The 15,748-nt window shown below is 71.9% G+C and carries 18 protein-coding genes; 9 read left to right on the top strand and 9 right to left on the bottom strand.

The window, feature by feature from the left end; translation table 11 throughout:
- Window positions 1-16: 16 nt before the first annotated feature.
- Window positions 17-880, bottom strand: a complete 864-nt coding sequence (locus ACFVN5_RS04365) for an ABC transporter substrate-binding protein (protein ID WP_376953464.1) — start codon at window positions 878-880, stop codon at window positions 17-19.
- Window positions 881-1,104: 224 nt separating this feature from the next.
- On the opposite strand from ACFVN5_RS04365, the gene ACFVN5_RS04360 reads away from it, so the two are divergent.
- A complete protein-coding gene (locus tag ACFVN5_RS04360) occupies window positions 1,105-2,169 on the top strand; it encodes a LacI family DNA-binding transcriptional regulator (protein WP_376953462.1) in 1,065 nt (354 codons plus the stop codon).
- Window positions 2,170-2,254: 85 nt separating this feature from the next.
- Here ACFVN5_RS04360 and ACFVN5_RS04355 read toward each other — a convergent pair whose 3' ends face one another.
- Both ACFVN5_RS04355 and ACFVN5_RS04350 read right to left on the bottom strand, forming a co-directional pair.
- Window positions 2,255-2,464: a hypothetical protein gene (locus ACFVN5_RS04355; protein WP_376953461.1), complete on the bottom strand. Its 210-nt coding sequence runs from the start codon at window positions 2,462-2,464 to the stop codon at window positions 2,255-2,257.
- A gap of 179 nt (window positions 2,465-2,643) precedes the next feature.
- Window positions 2,644-3,198, bottom strand: a complete 555-nt coding sequence (locus ACFVN5_RS04350) for a dihydrofolate reductase family protein (protein ID WP_376953459.1) — start codon at window positions 3,196-3,198, stop codon at window positions 2,644-2,646.
- A gap of 132 nt (window positions 3,199-3,330) precedes the next feature.
- On the opposite strand from ACFVN5_RS04350, the gene ACFVN5_RS04345 reads away from it, so the two are divergent.
- The 5 genes from ACFVN5_RS04345 to ACFVN5_RS04325 all read left to right on the top strand — a co-directional run bounded on the left by ACFVN5_RS04345 (window position 3,331) and on the right by ACFVN5_RS04325 (window position 8,426).
- A complete protein-coding gene (locus ACFVN5_RS04345; protein WP_376953457.1) occupies window positions 3,331-4,941 on the top strand; it encodes a LuxR C-terminal-related transcriptional regulator in 1,611 nt (536 codons plus the stop codon).
- 140 nt (window positions 4,942-5,081) lie between these two features.
- Window positions 5,082-6,197, top strand: coding sequence for a flavin-containing monooxygenase (locus ACFVN5_RS04340; protein ID WP_376953456.1), 1,116 nt, complete (start codon window positions 5,082-5,084; stop codon window positions 6,195-6,197).
- Between the two features lie 63 nt (window positions 6,198-6,260).
- Complete coding sequence (locus tag ACFVN5_RS04335; protein ID WP_376953454.1) at window positions 6,261-6,446, top strand: hypothetical protein; 186 nt, start codon at window positions 6,261-6,263, stop codon at window positions 6,444-6,446.
- Between the two features lies 1 nt (window position 6,447).
- Window positions 6,448-7,527: an NAD(P)H-dependent flavin oxidoreductase gene (locus ACFVN5_RS04330; protein WP_376953453.1), complete on the top strand. Its 1,080-nt coding sequence runs from the start codon at window positions 6,448-6,450 to the stop codon at window positions 7,525-7,527.
- A gap of 47 nt (window positions 7,528-7,574) precedes the next feature.
- Window positions 7,575-8,426 carry an NAD-dependent epimerase/dehydratase family protein gene (locus tag ACFVN5_RS04325; protein ID WP_376953452.1) on the top strand — a complete coding sequence of 284 codons (852 nt, stop codon included), beginning with the start codon at window positions 7,575-7,577 and terminating at the stop codon, window positions 8,424-8,426.
- Between the two features lie 33 nt (window positions 8,427-8,459).
- Here ACFVN5_RS04325 and ACFVN5_RS04320 read toward each other — a convergent pair whose 3' ends face one another.
- From ACFVN5_RS04320 to ACFVN5_RS04305, 4 genes are all read right to left on the bottom strand, one after another.
- Complete coding sequence (locus ACFVN5_RS04320; RefSeq protein ID WP_376953450.1) at window positions 8,460-9,143, bottom strand: VOC family protein; 684 nt, start codon at window positions 9,141-9,143, stop codon at window positions 8,460-8,462.
- Window positions 9,144-9,188: 45 nt separating this feature from the next.
- Complete coding sequence (locus ACFVN5_RS04315) at window positions 9,189-10,163, bottom strand: DMT family transporter (protein ID WP_376953448.1); 975 nt, start codon at window positions 10,161-10,163, stop codon at window positions 9,189-9,191.
- A 333-nt stretch (window positions 10,164-10,496) separates the two neighbouring features.
- A complete protein-coding gene (gene gap, locus ACFVN5_RS04310; protein WP_376953447.1) occupies window positions 10,497-11,495 on the bottom strand; it encodes a type I glyceraldehyde-3-phosphate dehydrogenase in 999 nt (332 codons plus the stop codon).
- 142 nt (window positions 11,496-11,637) lie between these two features.
- Window positions 11,638-12,162, bottom strand: a complete 525-nt coding sequence (locus tag ACFVN5_RS04305; RefSeq protein WP_376953444.1) for a metallophosphoesterase family protein — start codon at window positions 12,160-12,162, stop codon at window positions 11,638-11,640.
- 47 nt (window positions 12,163-12,209) lie between these two features.
- Here ACFVN5_RS04305 and ACFVN5_RS04300 point away from each other — a divergent pair, with 47 nt between their 5' ends.
- Window positions 12,210-12,599: a hypothetical protein gene (locus tag ACFVN5_RS04300; protein ID WP_376953443.1), complete on the top strand. Its 390-nt coding sequence runs from the start codon at window positions 12,210-12,212 to the stop codon at window positions 12,597-12,599.
- A 1-nt stretch (window position 12,600) separates the two neighbouring features.
- Here the strand turns inward: ACFVN5_RS04300 and ACFVN5_RS04295 are convergent, their stop codons facing one another.
- Window positions 12,601-13,914, bottom strand: coding sequence for an MFS transporter (locus tag ACFVN5_RS04295; protein ID WP_376953442.1), 1,314 nt, complete (start codon window positions 13,912-13,914; stop codon window positions 12,601-12,603).
- A 78-nt stretch (window positions 13,915-13,992) separates the two neighbouring features.
- Here ACFVN5_RS04295 and ACFVN5_RS04290 point away from each other — a divergent pair, with 78 nt between their 5' ends.
- Window positions 13,993-14,382, top strand: coding sequence for a MerR family transcriptional regulator (locus ACFVN5_RS04290; protein WP_376953440.1), 390 nt, complete (start codon window positions 13,993-13,995; stop codon window positions 14,380-14,382).
- A gap of 166 nt (window positions 14,383-14,548) precedes the next feature.
- On the opposite strand, the gene ACFVN5_RS04285 is transcribed toward ACFVN5_RS04290, so the two are convergent.
- Window positions 14,549-15,505, bottom strand: a complete 957-nt coding sequence (locus ACFVN5_RS04285; protein WP_376953438.1) for a GlxA family transcriptional regulator — start codon at window positions 15,503-15,505, stop codon at window positions 14,549-14,551.
- Window positions 15,506-15,522: 17 nt separating this feature from the next.
- Between ACFVN5_RS04285 and ACFVN5_RS04280 the strand changes: the two genes are divergently transcribed.
- The gene (locus ACFVN5_RS04280) at window positions 15,523-15,693 is read left to right on the top strand and encodes a hypothetical protein (protein WP_376953437.1); all 171 of its coding nucleotides are present in this window, start codon (window positions 15,523-15,525) and stop codon (window positions 15,691-15,693) included.
- Window positions 15,694-15,748 lie beyond the last annotated feature (55 nt).

The raw sequence follows: 15,748 nt of genomic DNA, 5'->3' as shown, positions 1-15,748 counted from the left end.
CGCACCGCCGGTCCGGCTACTGCGCCGGGGCCTCGGTCTGCTCGGCCTTCGGGAGGTACTGGTCGGGCATCGGCGAGCCCGGGAACCACTTCTCGTAGAGCTCCTTCCAGGTGCCGTCCTCCATCGCGGCGGCGAGCGCCTTGTCGAGCGCGGCCTTGAACTCGTCGTTGCCCTTCGCGATCGCGAAGCCGGCCGGAGCGTCGAACGACGGGATGTCGATCGCGTTCTCGAGGCCGTACTGCGCCGAGTACTCCTTCGCCGCCTCGTAGTCGAGGAAGTGCGCGTCGATGCTGCCCGAGTTCACGGCGGAGATCGCCGCGTTGTTGTCGGGGAATCGCACGAGCTCCGTCTCGGTGAAGTTCTTCACCGCGTACGCCTCCTGCAGGGTGCCCTGCACCACGCCGAGGCGCTTGCCGGCGAGGTCGCCCTCGTCGGAGATGTTCGCGGTGGGGCTCGACATGACCGTGAGGTAGCCCGCGAGGTAGCCCTCGGAGAAGTCGACCGTCTCCTTGCGCTCGTCGGTGATGCCGATGGCCGCGACGCCGACGTCGAACTGGCCGTTGGCGACGGCGGCGAGCAGGCCCGAGAAGTCCTGGCCGGTGAACACGACGTCGTCGATGCCGATGCGCTCGGCCACATCCGTGAACAGCTCGACGTCGAAGCCGGTGAACTCGCCGTTCTCGTCGGTGAACGTGTAGGGCTTCGCGTCGCCGAGGCTCGCGACCCGGATCTGGCCGGGCGTGATCAGGTGATAGGGGTTGTCCTCGGCGGCCGAGTCGTTCGTCGCGGCGCCGGCGGACGAGCAGGCGGCGAGGGCGATGGCCGACGCCGCGGCGACGGCCGCGATGGCCGTGCGGCGGAGGGTGGTGCGGATGTTCACGATGGTCCTCTCGTTGCTGTGAATGGTCGTGCGGGTGGTTCGATTCCGGGAATCCCGTTGCGCAAGCCCGGTTCTGGTGCTCCGTGCCCGGCTGCTTCGGTGATGTCTTGTTGAGACCGGTCTCAATCCGGTATGTTGAGACCGGTCTCAGTTCGTTTTCTGGGACAGTACGCGAGGATCGGAATCGCGTCAACCCAATGTCCTGAACTTTTCTCGGAGGTGACGTGAGCGAGTCGAACGGACGCCGTGAGGTCACGGTCAGCGACGTCGCGGCGGCGGCGAAGGTGTCGAAGGCGACGGCGGCGCGGGCGCTCGGCGACTACGGCGCGGTCAGCGAAGGTGTACGCGATCGGGTGCTCGCCGCCGCTGAAGAGCTCGGCTACCGCCCGAACGCCCTGGCGAAGACGATGAGCACCGGGCGCTCGAACACGCTCGGCATCGTGGTCGGCGACATCGAGAACCCGTTCTTCGCGCAGGCCACTCGCGGTGCGGCGGATGTCGCGAACGCCGCCGGCTTCGACCTGATCCTCTCGAACTCCGACGAGGACGGCGACACCGAGGCCAAGGCAATCGGCGTGCAACTCGCCAAGCGCGTCGACGGACTGCTCGTGGCACCCGCGTCATCCGTCGAGACCGCGAACCTCCGCACCGTGCTCGACTCCGGCCGCCCGCTCGTGCTCTTCGACCGCGCCGCCCCCGAGCTCGAGGTCGACACCGTGATCGCCGCCAATCGCAGCGGCGCCCGCCGGCTCACGTCGCTGCTCACCGCCGCGGGTCATCGGCGCATCGCGTTCATCTCGACGATCGCGCACCCCGACGGCTACCGCGCCGGCGACGTGCTGGGCTCGACCTCGGTGGCCGAGCGCGTCGAGGGGTTCGTCTCGGTGCTCTCCGAGGCCGGGGTCGCCGATCCTGCGGCGTTCGTCCACCTGAACGCGCGACGCGAGGGGGTCGAGCAGCTCGCGCGACGCCTCCTCGAGGACGAGGACGCCGGCATCACGGCCATCGTCGCCTCCGACAGCCTCATCGCGCTCGGGGTCTTCCGGGTCGCCAGAGCGCTCGGCCGCAGCATCCCCGGCGAGCTGTCGCTCGTCGCCTTCGACGATGCGGACTGGACGGGCGCGACGACGCCCGCCATCACGGTCATGGCGCAGCCGATCCACGAGATCGGCGCGGAGGCCGCGCGGCTGCTCATCCGACGCATCGGCGGCGACGGCGCACCGCCCGTGACGCGCGTGCTCGACCAGCACCTCATCGAGCGGGAGTCGGTGGCGGCGCCGCGTCGGTGACGGCACTTCGGCACTTCGGCACTTCGGCACCGAGGGCGAGCGAGCGGATGCCGCGGGGTCGCGCCCCGCGGCATCCGATCACGCGTTACGCGATCGCGGGCTCCCGCGTCAGGGCGGCGTAGCGGCCGGCGTGCAGCCGCGCCAGGTCGAGGTCGCCGGCGAGCAGGGCCTCGGCGCAGCCGCGAGCGGCCTCGTCGGTCTCGAGCTGCCGCGTGACGTCCTCGGCGTTGGTCCGGAGGGCACGCAGGAGGCGGTCCCGGTCTTCGTAGATCATGTTCTCCTCGATTTCCGTCATGGCGATCATGACGACGTCCCCCGGTGCAGGCGAGGATAGCTCAGATGGCTGGAGATAGCCAACGTCGGTTGGTTTTCGGCCGGCAGCGGGACTGCGGCGGGCGCGACCGAGCGGAGGCCGCGAGGTCGCCCCGCGGCATCCGCTCGCCGTGCGCTGCTGCACCGCTGCGCTGCTGCGAGTCAGCGCTCGACGTCGTAGACGTACTTGACGACGCCGTTCGGGTACGCCTCGAACTCGACGAGTTTTAGTGTGCCCTGCTCGCGCCCGTTGAAGAGGCGCTTGCCCTCGCCGAGCGTGACGGGGAACTGCAGGAGGTGGTAGCGGTCGACGAGACCGGCCTCGGCGAGCGCCTGCGCGAGCGTCGGGCTACCGTGCACGAGGATCGTGCCCTCGCCGTCGCCCTCCTTGAGCGCGGCCACCTGGTCGAGGGAGCGCAGCACGGAGGTGTTGTTCCACTCGGGGTCGGTGAGCGTGGTCGACACGACGTACTTCGGCATCGCGTTGTACTCGGCGAACTCGTCCATCTTCGGCCAGATCGGCGCGAACTCGTCGTAGCTCTGGCGGCCGATGAGCAGGGCGCCGGCCTCCTCCTGCTCGGTTCCCTTGATCTCGTAGGCCTCCTCGACGAACGGGACCTCCTTGAAGGTCCAGCCCGCACGCGGGTGGTCGCCGCCTCCGGGGGAGTCGACGACGCCGTCGAGGGTGATGAACTCGGTGACGATGAGGGTGCGCATGGCGGATCCTTCTCCTGGGCCGTTTCGAGGCGGACGATCCGTCTCATTCTGGACGTCGAACGACCTCGTGCACAGATCGACATCGGGCGTGGAATTGTTGTCGCGCCACCGGGTCGGGCCGATACTGGCAGCATGCCCACCGCTGGAGCGGCGCGGGCGGTCGACTGGGTGGCCCGCTACGACGAGCTCTCCGCCGGGCGGGAGGCGCTCGGCGCCGAGGAGCTCGACGAGCTGGGCCTCGCGGCGTGGTTCCTCGGACGCGAGGCCGACTCCGTGCAGGCCTGGAGCGACGCGCACGAGGCCTATCTCGCCGCCGGCGACACGGATGCCGCGATCCGCTGCGCGTTCTGGCTCTGCTACACGCTCGGCCAGCATGCCGACTACGTGCGGGCCGGCGCCTGGATGGCGCGGCTGATCGACCTCGCCGGGGACACCCCGACGGCACGGTCGGGCGCCGCCGCACTGCTCTGCCGTGCCGTCGCCACCTTCGAGTTCGGCGGCGTCGAGGAGTCGGTCGAGCTCAGCGGCCGGGCGATCCGGCTCGCGCACTCGGCCGGGGACCTCGATCTCGAGGTGCTCGCCACCATGGCGCTCGGTCGGTCGCTCGTCGCGAGCGGCGACCCGCGTGCGGGCTTCGCCTGCCTCGACCGCGTGATGCTGACGATCTCGACCGAGGGCGTCAGTGACCGGGTGGCGGGCCCGGCGTACTGCGCGGTCATCGCGAGCTGCCTCGATCGCTGGGACGTGGAGCGAGCGCGTGTGTGGACGCGCGACCTCAGCGACTGGTGCGACGCGCAGCGCGGACTCGAGCCGTTCCGTGGCGAGTGCTCGGTGCATCGCGCGACCGTGCTGCAGCTCGTGGGCGAGTGGACGGAGGCGGCCGTCACCCTGTCGGAGGTCACGCTGAGCGAGCGTCGCGAGCAGACGCTCGAGAACGCCGTCTACGGTCTCGGCGAGCTGCACCGGCTGGCGGGCCGCGCCACCGAGGCCGAGGACGCCTACCGGCAGGCCGGCGCGCTCGGCCGCGAGGTGCAGCCCGGGCTCGCCCTGCTCCGGCGCGACGCGGGCCGCGCTGCGGCGGCACGGAGCGGGGTCGCGCGGGCCCTCGAGGGCGGCCCTGCACCGCGGACGCGCACCGAACTCCTCGCCGCGCAGGTCGAGCTCGAGCTCGACGGCGGCGACCGCGTCGTCGCCGAACGTGCGGCTGCGGCTCTGCGCGACCTCGCGGACACCTTCGAAACCCCCTACCTGCAGGCCCAGGCCGACCGTGCCGAGGCCCGCGTGCACCTCGCGACCGATGCCCCGGATGCCGCGCTGCCCCTGCTGCGCCGATCGTGGGCCGCATGGCGACGGCTCGACGCCCCGTACGACGCCGCGATCACGCGCGTGCTCCTCGGCCGCGCGAGCCGCGCCCTCGGCGATGAGGAGGCCGCCCAGCTCGAGTTCGACGCCGCCCGCACGGTCCTCACCGACCTCGGCGCGGCGCCCGACCTCGCCCGGCTCGAGCGGATCGCGGTGCCGGGCGCGCGATCGGACGCCGCGGGCGGCCTCACCCGCCGCGAGGTCGAGGTGATCCGCCTGATCGCGAGCGGGCGGTCGAACCGCGAGATCGCCGATCAGCTGTTCCTCAGCGAGCGCACCGTCGCCCGGCACGTGAGCAACATCCTCGCGAAGCTCGGCGTCGCCAACCGCGCAGGCGCCACGGCATTCGCGTTCGAGCACGGGCTCGCCGCGACCGCCTGAGGCATCCGGGCGCCGGCGGCGGCCCGCACGCACGGCACCCCCGTGCCCGGAATTGGTCATTTCTGCCGACGCCGCCGCCTCGCGGCATCCGTACCTTCGCGTCAGAGACGCAGCAGCGTACGAAGCCAGAGGAGGCCGCCATGTCCATCACCGTTCTCGACACCGCCGTGATCGGCGCGGGCGCCGCCGGGCTCATCGTGGGCAAGCGGCTCGCCGACCGGGGCATCCGCTTGGAGCTCTTCGACGAGCACGCCCGGGTGGGCGACGCGTGGCGCGAGCGCTACCGTTCACTGCGGCTGTTCACGCCGCGACGCTTCGCGAGCCTGCCCGGCCTGCTCCTCGACGTCGGCCGGTTCGAGTACCCGACCGGCGCGCAGTTCGGCGACTACCTCGAGGGCTACGCCCGACGGTTCGACCTGCCCGTGCGCACCTCCGCGCGCGTCGCCTCCCTGAACCGGGAGCCCGACGGGCGCTTCCGGCTCGAGCTCGCCGTCGGCGACGAGGTGCTCGCCGAGCGCGTGATCGTCGCGTCGGGCGCGCACCGCATCCCGGTCACGCCGGCGTTCGCGGCCGGCCTCGATCCGTCGATCCGCCAGCTGCACTCGCTCGACTACCGGGGCCCCGAGCAGTTCGCGGACGGGCCGGTGCTCGTCGTGGGTGCCGCGAACTCGGGCACGGATGTCGCACTCGACGCCGCCCGAGCGGGGCGCGCCGTGACGCTGGCGGGCCGCCACCCCGGCCACGTGCCGGTCGACATCGACACTCCGATCGGCAACGCGATGAGCGGCATCTTCCTCCGTCGGCTCCGGCGCATCACGATCGACACCGAGCGAGGCCGGCGCATGCTGGCCAGCGAGCGGGGGCACGGCGTGATGCTCATCCGGAACTCGCTGCGCGACCTCGAGCGCGCCGGCGTCGTGCAGGTCGGACGCGTGCGCGGCGTCGAGGCGGGGCATCCGGTGCTCGACGACGGCACGATCGTCGACGCCACGACAATCGTGTGGTGCACGGGCTCGCGGCCCGACCTGTCGTGGCTTCGCATCGACGGCATCGTCGGTCCCGACGGCGAGCCCGAGACGACCCGCGGTGTCGTCACCGGATGCCCCGGGCTCGCGTTCGTCGGCATGGAGTTCCAGTACTCGGTGGCCTCGGCCGCCCTCATCGGCATGGACCGGGATGCCGCGTTCGTCGTGGACGCGCTGTTCGGGGAGGTAACGCGTGTCGGGCACGCGGAGGCGGCCTCGGTGCACGCATAGCGGTTGCGCGGGAGCTCGGAGTCGCACGCGCGCCAGGGCGTAGGGTCGGACCGAGGTGCCACGATGACGACCCCTGACGACTCGAATCTGACGAGCGCTCCCTCGAGCGAGCATCTCGACGGCGCCGTGTGCTGGCTCGCCGCGACGTGCACCGAGTGCGGCGCCCTCATCGAGGGCGGCACGTGCTGGAACTGCGGCGCCCGGCGCGCCGACGAGTGGGGCGTGCGGCCCGGGACGGTGGAGGACTGACATGGCGAACGGCGCGACGCGGCTGACCGAACTGCTCGGCGTCGAGCATCCGATCGTGCTCGGCCCCTTCGGCGGCCTGTCGTCGGTCGAGCTCACCGCGGCGGTGAGCGAGCTCGGCGGACTCGGTTCGTTCGGGCTCTACGGCTACGACGCCGGCCGCATCGCCGAGACGGCGGCAGCATTGCGCGCAGCGACCGACCGCCCGTTCAACCTCAACGTGTGGCTTCCGCTGACGGATGCTCCGACCGACGCCCCGCTGGACCGCGAGGAGTACGACCGCACCGTCGCCGCGCTCCGCCCGTTCTTCGACGAGGTCGGGCTTCCCGTGCCGACCGAGCCACCGGCGTCGTACCTCCCGTCGTTCGAGGAGCAGTGGGCGGCCGTGCTCGAGGCTCGGCCGGCCGTCGCGAGCTTCGTGTTCGGCGTGCCGCCCGCCGACGTGGTCGAGAGCGCGCGGGCGCGCGGCATCCGCCTGGTCGGCACCGCGACGTCGGTCGATGAGGCCGTCGCCCTCGACGTGAGCGGCGTCGACGCGATCGTCGCGACCGGGCTCGAGGCGGGCGGACACCGGGTGTCGTTCCTGCGCGAGCCCGAGCAGTCGCTCATCGGGTCGATCGCGCTCGTCCCGCAGGTGGTCGACGCCGTGTCGGTGCCGGTCATCGCGGCGGGCGGCATCGCCGATCGCCGAGGCGTCGCCGCGGCGATGGCGCTCGGCGCGTCGGGCGTGCAGGTGGGCACGGCGTTCCTGCGCACGCGTCAGTCGGCCGCGAACGACGCCCATCGCGCGGCCATCGGCGACACGGCCGCGCACGAGACCGTGCTCACCCGCGCCATGAGCGGACGACTGGCGCGCGGGAAGCTGAACCGCGTCATCCGCGAGATCGAGGCATCCGACGCCATCGCGCCGTTTCCCGTGCAGAACTGGCTCACCGGGAGGTTCCGCGCCGAGGCCGGCCGCCGGGGCCTCGGCGACCTGCAGTCGCTCTGGATGGGCCAGGCGGCGCCGCTCGCGGTACGCGACGACGTGCGCGCGGTGTTCGAGGAGCTCGCGGCCGGGGTGCCTGCAACGGGCGCCGGCTGAACGTCCTTTCCCAATCGACCGGTGCACCGTTTGGCATGATCGTGCGCATGGGTGCAACGGATGCCGCGAGCGAGGTCGTCGTCGTCACGGGCGCGTCGGGGCGCATCGGCCGACGCGTGGTGCCGCTCTTGCGCCGACCGGGCCGGGTGCTGCGCCTCGTCGACCTCGACATGCCCGAGGATGCCGCGGCATCCGACGACCTCGGACTCGGCGCGATCGAGTGGCACCGCGCCTCGATCGAGGACGCGGAGGCGCTCGGCCGAGTCGTCGCCGGCGCCGATGCGGTCGTGCACCTCGCCGCGCTCTCGTCGGAGCGTCCGTGGGCCGACCTGCTGCGCGTGAACATCGACGGAACGCAGAAGGTGCTCGAGGCGGCTCGCGCGGCGGGTGTGCGCCGGGTGTTCCTGGCGAGCAGCGTGCACGCCGTCGGGTTCGCCGAGGTCGCGGATGCCGCGCAGGACGAACCGCTGCTGCCACGGCCCGACACGTACTACGGGGTCAGCAAGGCGGCCCTCGAGGCGCTCGGCAGCCTCTACGCCGACCGGTTCGGCATGAGCATCGTGACGGCGCGCATCTGCCACTTCGCGCCCGACCCCGGGCAGGGCGGCACGCTCGGCCTCAGCCTGGCGCAGTGGTTCTCGGTCGACGACGCCGTGCGACTCATCGAGGCGGCGCTGCGCGTCGACGACGGACGCCACCACCTCGTGTGGGGCGTCTCCGCGAACGCGCCCGCTCGCTTCTCGCTGGAGGCCGGCCGGGCCATCGGGTTCGAGCCGCATGACGACGCCGTCCGCGTCGCGACCGAGCGCGACGGCGTCGCGCCTGTCATCCCGGCGCCGCGCGGCCCGCTCGGCGGCATGTTCACCGACGACGAGCATCCCGTCGGCGGCACCTGGTAGGACGCCGACCGTCCGGGCCGTGCCCGGCCCGCGTCAGTCCTCCCGCTGCTCCTCCAGGCGGGTGGCGTCGCGGCCCCACCACGTCGTGATGTCGACGCCGTGGTTCTCGGCGTCGGCGAGCGTCCACCACTCGGGTGCGAAGGAGTCGTCGGCCATCCGCCCGCCGGCCGCGATGGCTGCGTCGATGCGGGCGTGCACCTGGTCGTGCGGCACGCTCACGTCGATGTGCATGCGCCCGCGGCCGGGCGCGACGCGCTCCTCGGGCTGGAGGAAGAACGACGGGTTGCGCCGCAGCGGGTCGACGAGGTGGGACCCGTTCGGCCGCACGTAGCCGAGCACGGCGGTCCAGAACGGCATGACGTCGGCCGACGGCGGCGAGGCGACGGCCGCCTGCACGATCTGCAGCGCCGACGGGTCGGCGTCGAGTCCCAGGTCGCGCGCCACCTCGGAGATGCGCCTCGCGAGCTCGATGTCGCGGTTGCTCAGGTTCCGGATGCCGCGGGTGATGAGCTTCACCGCGACGCCCTCGCGGCGCAGGTCGACGTCGGGGTCGTGCCGCGTGGGTGCTGCAAGCTCGGCGACCGCGGCCACGAACCTTGCGGCCTGCGCATACGACGTGGCGCGGAAGAACGCGTGCGCGCCCCAGTAGAGCACCCGCCAGTCGTCGACGCCGTCGGCGTCGTGGAACTGCTGCGGCGTGATCGGCTCGACATCCATGCGCCCCATGCTGGCGTGGTCGTGCCGTGCTGGCAATGGTCGAGGCTAGGGGCGACGTGCCTCTGCGTCGGAGCCGGGCGCAGAGCCACGCTCATCCAGCGCCTCCTCGGCCGCCTCCTGTTCCGCGCAGGCCTCCTCGGGCCCTTCGGCCGCGACGAGTTCACGGCGCTTGCGCGTCACGAGGTAGGAGCCGAGCAGCACGAGCACGAAGCCGACGATCGTCCACACCGTGATGCGCTCGCCGAGGATGAGCACGCCCGCGAGGATCGCGACGGCCGGGTTCACGTAGGTGATGGCGGTGGCCTTGACCGGGCCGATCTCCCCGATGAGCGCGACCATGAGCAGGAACGCGAGGGCGCTGCAGATCACCGCGAGCACGACGATCGACAGGATGACGGAGGTCGACGGCCAGGTCGTGGGCCACGCGCCGGTGAAGAGCACGAACGGCACGTACACGACCGCCGTCGCGGCGAGCGACACGGCGACCACGCCCACGCCGGGGAGGTCGGACATCCAGCGCGCGAGGATCGCCGGGCCGAGGGCGTAGCCGACCACGACGACGGCCATCTCGGCGACCGCGATGAGGTCGGACCCGGCGATGTCGAGGCCGACGAGCGCGGCGACGCCGAGCATGCCGAAGCCGATGCCGAGCCAGTTGAGTCTCGTGAGCTTCTCGGGCCGGCCCATGATGAACGCGATGGCCACGCCGGCGAGTGGCACCGTGGCGAGCAGCAGACCCGCGGTCGAGCTCGGGAGCTTCTGCTCGGCCGAGCTGAGGAAGTACCACGGCAGGATGATCTCGACGAGCGTGTAGGCCGCCATCGGCTTCCACCGCCGCACGACCTGCCAGACCTCGCGACGGAAGAACGCGAGCGGCATCAGCAGGAGCGCGGCCAGCGCCGATCGCCCGAGCACCACCATGGCGGGGTCGAGCTCGCTCACCGCCACCTTGATGAACAGGTAGGGGATGCCCCAGGCGACGCCGAGCGCGGCGAAGAGGATCAGCCCACGACGAGTCACCAGCCAATTCTGCTTCGAACCACCGACATCGTGCGACCGGTCGCCTGCCGAGCTTGCGCGACATCCGGCCAACTGCGGTTCGCAGTGTCTCGACGCTGGGAGTCGGGATCCTGCCGCAGAACCGGTCGATTCGTCGATTCGTCTACAAGTCAGCTCGTCGATTCGTCTACAAGTCAGCTCGTCGATTCGTCTACAAGTCAGCTCGTCGATTTGTCTACAAGTCGATTCGTCGATTTGTCTACAAGTCGATTTGTCGACGAGTGAACGAATCGCCCCGTTCCAGGAGGAGGAACCCACCTGGGACGAGGCGATCGAACGGTCGAGAGGGCAGGCTCAGCCCTGCGCGAGCAGCTCCAGCGTGTCGATCACGCGGTTCGAGAAGCCCCACTCGTTGTCATACCAGGCGACGACCTTGACGTGCTTGCCGTCCACGCGCGTGAGCGCCGCGTCGAAGATCGACGACGCCGGGTTGCCGGTGATGTCCGACGACACCAGCGGGTCCTCCGAGTACTCGAGGACACCGGCGAGCGGCCCAGCGGCAGCAGCCCGGTACGCGGCGAGCACCTCGTCGCGGGTGACCTCGCGAGAGACGGTCGTGTTGAGCTCGACGATCGAGCCTACGGGCACGGGCACGCGGATCGAGTCGCCCGACAGCTTGCCGTCGAGGCCCGGCAGCACGAGGCCGATCGCCTTCGCGGCGCCGGTCGTGGTCGGCACGATGTTCACGCCGGCGGCGCGGGCGCGACGCGGGTCGCGGTGCGGGCCGTCCTGGAGGTTCTGCTCCTGGGTGTAGGCGTGCACCGTGGTCATGAAGCCGTGCTCGATGCCGGCCAGGTCGTCGAGCACCTTGGCGAGCGGCGCGAGCGCGTTCGTGGTGCACGACGCGTTCGACACGATGGTGTGGAATGCCGCATCGTACGCGTCGGTGTTCACGCCGTAGGCGAGCGTCACGTCGGCGCCGTCGGAGGGCGCGCTCACGAGCACCTTGCGGGCGCCGGCGTCGAGGTGCGCCTTGGCGGCCTCGGCGGAGGTGAAGCGGCCGGTCGACTCGAGCACGACGTCGACGTCCAGTTCCTTCCACGGCAGGTTCGCGGGGTCGCGCTCGGCGAGCACCTTGATGCGGCGGCCGTCGACGACGAGCACGTCGCCGTCGACCTCGACCGGACGGCCGAGGCGGCCGAGGGAGCTGTCGAAGCGCAGCAGCTGGGCGAGCGCCTTCGGGTCGGTGAGGTCGTTGACGGCGACGACCTCGAGGTCGGAGTCGCGCTCGAGTAGGGCGCGGAGGGTGTTGCGTCCGATGCGTCCGAAGCCGTTCACGGCGATGCGGGTCATGCGTGGGGTTCCTTTCGTTCCCAGTGGTACCCCACGAGGATCGTCGATGCGCGGCATCCGCGGCAGTGGCCGGAGCGACAGCATGCGCAAGGATCGCGCCACGCTCGCATTCGTCGCATTCGAGGGCGATGGATGCCGCGACTCAGCGCTCGACGGCCACGAGCTCGACCTCGCGCAGCTCCCCCGCATCCGCGACCGCAGTCATCATCGTGCAGACGGGCTGGCGCCGCCGATCGGTCGGCGATCCGGGGTTGAGCAGGCGGATGCCGCGAGGCGTGACCGTGTCCCACGGGATGTGGCTGTGCCCGAAGACGAGCACGTCGAGCTCGGGGCGCCCGTCGCCCGGACCGGCGTACGCGGCATCCGCTCGGAGCTCGCGCCCGCTCGTCGGGCCGGTCTCGTGCACGACGCCGAACCGCAGGCCCTCGAGCTCGAACCGTGCGACCTCGGGCAGCCGGGATTGCAGCGCCGGGCCGTCGTTGTTCCCGAAGACCCCGACCAAACGGGCGGCTCGGGCCTCGAGGGCGTTGAGCGTCGCGACGTCCACCCAGTCGCCGGCGTGCACGACCAGGTCGGCCTCGTCAACGGCGCGCCACACCTGGTCGGGCAGGCGCTTGGCCCGCGCCGGGACGTGCGTGTCGGAGATGAGCAGGAGCCGGGTGGGCATGGGTCCATCCTCGCGCCGCGACGCCCGGACCGGGCAGAATCGTTCGGATGATCCCCTACGAGCACACCGCCGGCGTCGGCTGGGCGCGCTTCTTCGCATGGGCCGCGCTCGGGCTCGGCGCGGCATCCCTCGCCGTGGCGTTCCTCGTGCCGCTCGCGGCCGAGATCGGACGCGTCGCCGTGGTCGCGTTCTTCGGCGGCTTCGCGATCTGGTTCGGGCTCATGGCGCGGAGCCGGTTCCGCGCGATCGACCACCCGGTGTCATGGGCGGCCGTGCTCGGGACGGTCCTCGGCATCCTCACGATGGTGGTCATGGCGTACGCGATGTTCGCGCTCATCATGGCGATCTACTACGGCGTGCTGCTGCCGATGGCGCCGAACTGGATCGCCGGCATCTCGAACCCCGGCGTCGGGATCGTGCCGGGCGTCGACGTGTAGCTCACGCCGATTCCTCGCGCGATCGGCGCAGCACGACGAACAGCCCGACTGCGGCGACGGCGACGACCACGGCTCCCAGCGGCGGCAGCGCCGCCACGCCCGACGCGTCCACCACGAGTGCGGCCAGTGCGGCGCCGATCGCGATACCGAGGTTGAACACGACCGGGATGAGCGCGCCCGCGAGCGCGCGTCGCTCGGTGCCGCCGAGACGCAGGATCATCGTCTGCGCCAGCGCCGGCAGCGCCCCGGATGCCACGCCCCAGACTGCGACCACCGCGATACCGACGATCGGGTGCACGCCGACGAACTCGAGTGCCGCGACGGCGACCGCCGTGACGACCGCGCCGGCGACGAGCACCCGCGCCGTGCGCGCGCCGGACCGTCCTGCGAGCACGATCCCGAGCCAGGACGCGACGCCGAACGCGAGTAGCATGCCGCCGACGCCACCGGGCATCGCCCGCGCGGGCGCCTCGACGAGTCGCGTGATGAACGTGTAGGCGCCGTAGTGCCCGACGAGCAGCAGCGCGACGAGTCCCACGATCGCGAGCATCGGGCGCAGGGTTCCGGATGCCCCGCGCGATGCCGGGGTGGTCGGGGAATCCGCCGCCGGGGCATCCGTCGGCGTGACCGCGATCGGCGCGAGCTCGGACGCGGCATCCGTCGGCGTGATCGGGATCGATCCCGGTGCCACGGTGGCCGGACGCCGGATGACTGTGCGCACGAGCACTGCCGCCACGACCGCCGCCACGGCGAGCCCGACGAATGCCGCCCGCCAACCGACGCCCTGCGCGACGAGGCTCCCGATCGGCGTGCCCAGGACGGTGCCGAGCGTCGCCCCGCCGAGCACCACGGCGACCGCGCGGGCCAGGTCGCGGTCGGCGACGAGGTCGGCGGTGTATGCGTTCGTCGTCGCCCAGAGCAGGCCGACGGCGAGGGCGCCCGCGAGTCGTCCGCCGACGGCGATCGGGTATGTCGGCGCGAGCGCCGTCACCGCGACGGATGCCGCGAGCCCCACGAGGCTCCACACGACGACGCCGCGCCGGTCGAGCCGTCGCGTGAGGCGCACGAGCGGCAGGCTGCCGACGACCACGACCGCGGCCCACAGCGAGACGAGGAAGCCGGTCTGCGCCTCGGTCACGCCGAGCCCCGCGCTCATCTCGGGGAGCACGGCGGTCGGCAGCATCTCAGCCGTGACCATCACGAACGCCGTGCCGCCGAGCACGAGCAGCGACGGCCACGGCAGGCGGGGCTGCCGCGCCGGGCGGGCGGGGAGTGCGGCGACGGCGGGGGTGATCCGGGTACTGGTGCGGTCCATGCTTCGACGCTAAACTTTGACATTGATGTCAATGTCAAGGTCTGTCTCGCAGATCGCATCGAATGAGGAGGCGAGCCCATGAAGATCGGCGAGCTCGCGAGCCGCGCGGGGGTCTCTCCGCGGCTGGTGCGGTACTACGAACAGCAGGAGCTGCTCGCCCCCGACCGGCGGCCCAACGGATATCGCGACTACGACGAGGAGCACGTCGACCGCGTCATCCGGGTCGCCGGCCTGGTGCAGGCGGGACTCACGACGCGCCTCGTGAAGGAGGTGCTCGAGCTCGAGGACGCGGCGGCCGACGAGCGCCCGAGCTGCCCGCGCACCGTCGCCGACATGCTCGCGCACGAGCTCACCGGGATCGAAGAGCGCATCGCGTGCCTGAGCCGGAGCCGCGACACGATCCGCGACTTCCTCGCGCGCACCGAGCATGCGGCGGTGCTGTCGGAGCGGCAGGCCGCGCTGGCCTGAGGGCCGGAGCCCGGGTTCGGGGCATCCGCCGGGTCTCGATACGGCTGCTTCGCGGCCTACTCGACCGCCGGGGGCTGCTTCGCGGCCTACTCGACCACCGGGGGCTGCTTCGCGGCCTACTCGACCACCGGGTTGCTGCTTCGCGGCCTCCTCGAGCACCGGGACGCTACGCAGCCGGCTCCGCGAAGGTGTGCCGGTACTCGCTCGGCGACGTGCCGAGGATGCGGTGGAAGTGCAGCCGCAGATTCGCGCCCGTGCCGAGGCCGACCCGGTCCGCGATCTGCTCGACGCCGAGGTCGGTGCGCTCGAGGAGCTCGCGCGCGAGGTCGATGCGCGCGCGCAGGATCCACTGCATCGGCGTGTAGCCGGTGTCCTCGACGAAGCGGCGTGAGAACGTGCGCGGCGACACGTTCGCGTTGCGCGCGAGGTCGCCGAGGGTGAGCGGCCGCTCGAGGCGCTCCACCGCCCACTGCCGCGTGGCCGCGAACAGCTCGCCGAGCGGCTCGGGCAGCGCACGCGGCACGTACTGCGCCTGCCCGCCGCTGCGGTACGGCGCGGCGACGAGCCGACGGGCGACGTGGTTCGACAGTCCGACGCCGTGGTCGCGTCGCACGAGGTGCAGGCACAGGTCGATCCCGGATGCCGCGCCCGCCGACGTGAGCACGCTCCCCTCGTCGACGAACAGCACGTTCTCGTCGACCCTGATCGACGGATGCCGCGCCTGCAGCGCGTGCGTGTAGTGCCAGTGCGTCGTGGCGCGCCGCCCGTCGAGCAGGCCCGTCGCGGCGAGCGCGAACGCGCCCGTGGAGATCGCCGCGAGCCGGGCGCCGCGGGCGTGCGCCGCGCGCAGGGCGTCGACGACCTCGGCCGGTGGATCCTCCCGGTCGGGACGCCGGTAGCCCGGGATGAAGATCGTCTCGGCCCACTCGAACGCCTCCAGCCCGTCGGCCACGTGGTACGAGAGCCCGTCGCCGCCGGTCACCATGCCGGGACGCGCGCCGCACACGCGCACCTCGTAGGGCATGCTCTGCCGGGTCGAGAAGATCTGCGCCGGAATGCCGACGTCGAGCGGCTTCGCGCCGTCGAGCACGAGCACGGCGACCCGATGGTTCCACCGCTGCATCCGGCCAGACTCCCACGGTGCGCAAGGATGCCGCCACTGCTCGCCTCGGCGATTCGCGCGCGCCGCGCCGCATCTCGCGAATGCATGAGATTCCGTTGGATGCGGCTTCCCAGCGGGGCATCCACCGGAATCTCATGCATTTCAGTCGGCCCGACGGCTTTCGTGACCCGTTCGAGACCGGCACGTGACCCGTTCGTGATCGTCGTGACCGGATCGATACCGTCGTGACCGGATCGAGAGGTT

This window comes from Agromyces sp. NPDC057865 (genome assembly GCF_042796995.1).
GTDB lineage: Bacteria > Actinomycetota > Actinomycetes > Actinomycetales > Microbacteriaceae > Agromyces.
The sequence above is the reverse complement of the archived record's forward strand: the minus strand, read 5'-3'. Positions and strand labels throughout refer to the sequence as shown.

Excerpts from the sequence above, each read along its gene's own strand:
- ACFVN5_RS04355 (WP_376953461.1), bottom strand. The coding sequence starts at position 2,464 with ATGACGGAAATCGAGGAGAACATGATCTACGAAGACCGGGACCGCCTC.
- ACFVN5_RS04350 (WP_376953459.1), bottom strand. The coding sequence starts at position 3,198 with ATGCGCACCCTCATCGTCACCGAGTTCATCACCCTCGACGGCGTCGTC.
- ACFVN5_RS04345 (WP_376953457.1), top strand. The coding sequence starts at position 3,331 with ATGCCCACCGCTGGAGCGGCGCGGGCGGTCGACTGGGTGGCCCGCTAC.
- ACFVN5_RS04340 (WP_376953456.1), top strand. The coding sequence starts at position 5,082 with ATGTCCATCACCGTTCTCGACACCGCCGTGATCGGCGCGGGCGCCGCC.
- ACFVN5_RS04335 (WP_376953454.1), top strand. The coding sequence starts at position 6,261 with ATGACGACCCCTGACGACTCGAATCTGACGAGCGCTCCCTCGAGCGAG.
- ACFVN5_RS04330 (WP_376953453.1), top strand. The coding sequence starts at position 6,448 with ATGGCGAACGGCGCGACGCGGCTGACCGAACTGCTCGGCGTCGAGCAT.
- ACFVN5_RS04325 (WP_376953452.1), top strand. The coding sequence starts at position 7,575 with ATGGGTGCAACGGATGCCGCGAGCGAGGTCGTCGTCGTCACGGGCGCG.
- ACFVN5_RS04320 (WP_376953450.1), bottom strand. The coding sequence starts at position 9,143 with ATGGATGTCGAGCCGATCACGCCGCAGCAGTTCCACGACGCCGACGGC.
- gap (WP_376953447.1), bottom strand. The coding sequence starts at position 11,495 with ATGACCCGCATCGCCGTGAACGGCTTCGGACGCATCGGACGCAACACC.
- ACFVN5_RS04305 (WP_376953444.1), bottom strand. The coding sequence starts at position 12,162 with ATGCCCACCCGGCTCCTGCTCATCTCCGACACGCACGTCCCGGCGCGG.
- ACFVN5_RS04300 (WP_376953443.1), top strand. The coding sequence starts at position 12,210 with ATGATCCCCTACGAGCACACCGCCGGCGTCGGCTGGGCGCGCTTCTTC.
- ACFVN5_RS04295 (WP_376953442.1), bottom strand. The coding sequence starts at position 13,914 with ATGGACCGCACCAGTACCCGGATCACCCCCGCCGTCGCCGCACTCCCC.
- ACFVN5_RS04290 (WP_376953440.1), top strand. The coding sequence starts at position 13,993 with ATGAAGATCGGCGAGCTCGCGAGCCGCGCGGGGGTCTCTCCGCGGCTG.
- ACFVN5_RS04285 (WP_376953438.1), bottom strand. The coding sequence starts at position 15,505 with ATGCAGCGGTGGAACCATCGGGTCGCCGTGCTCGTGCTCGACGGCGCG.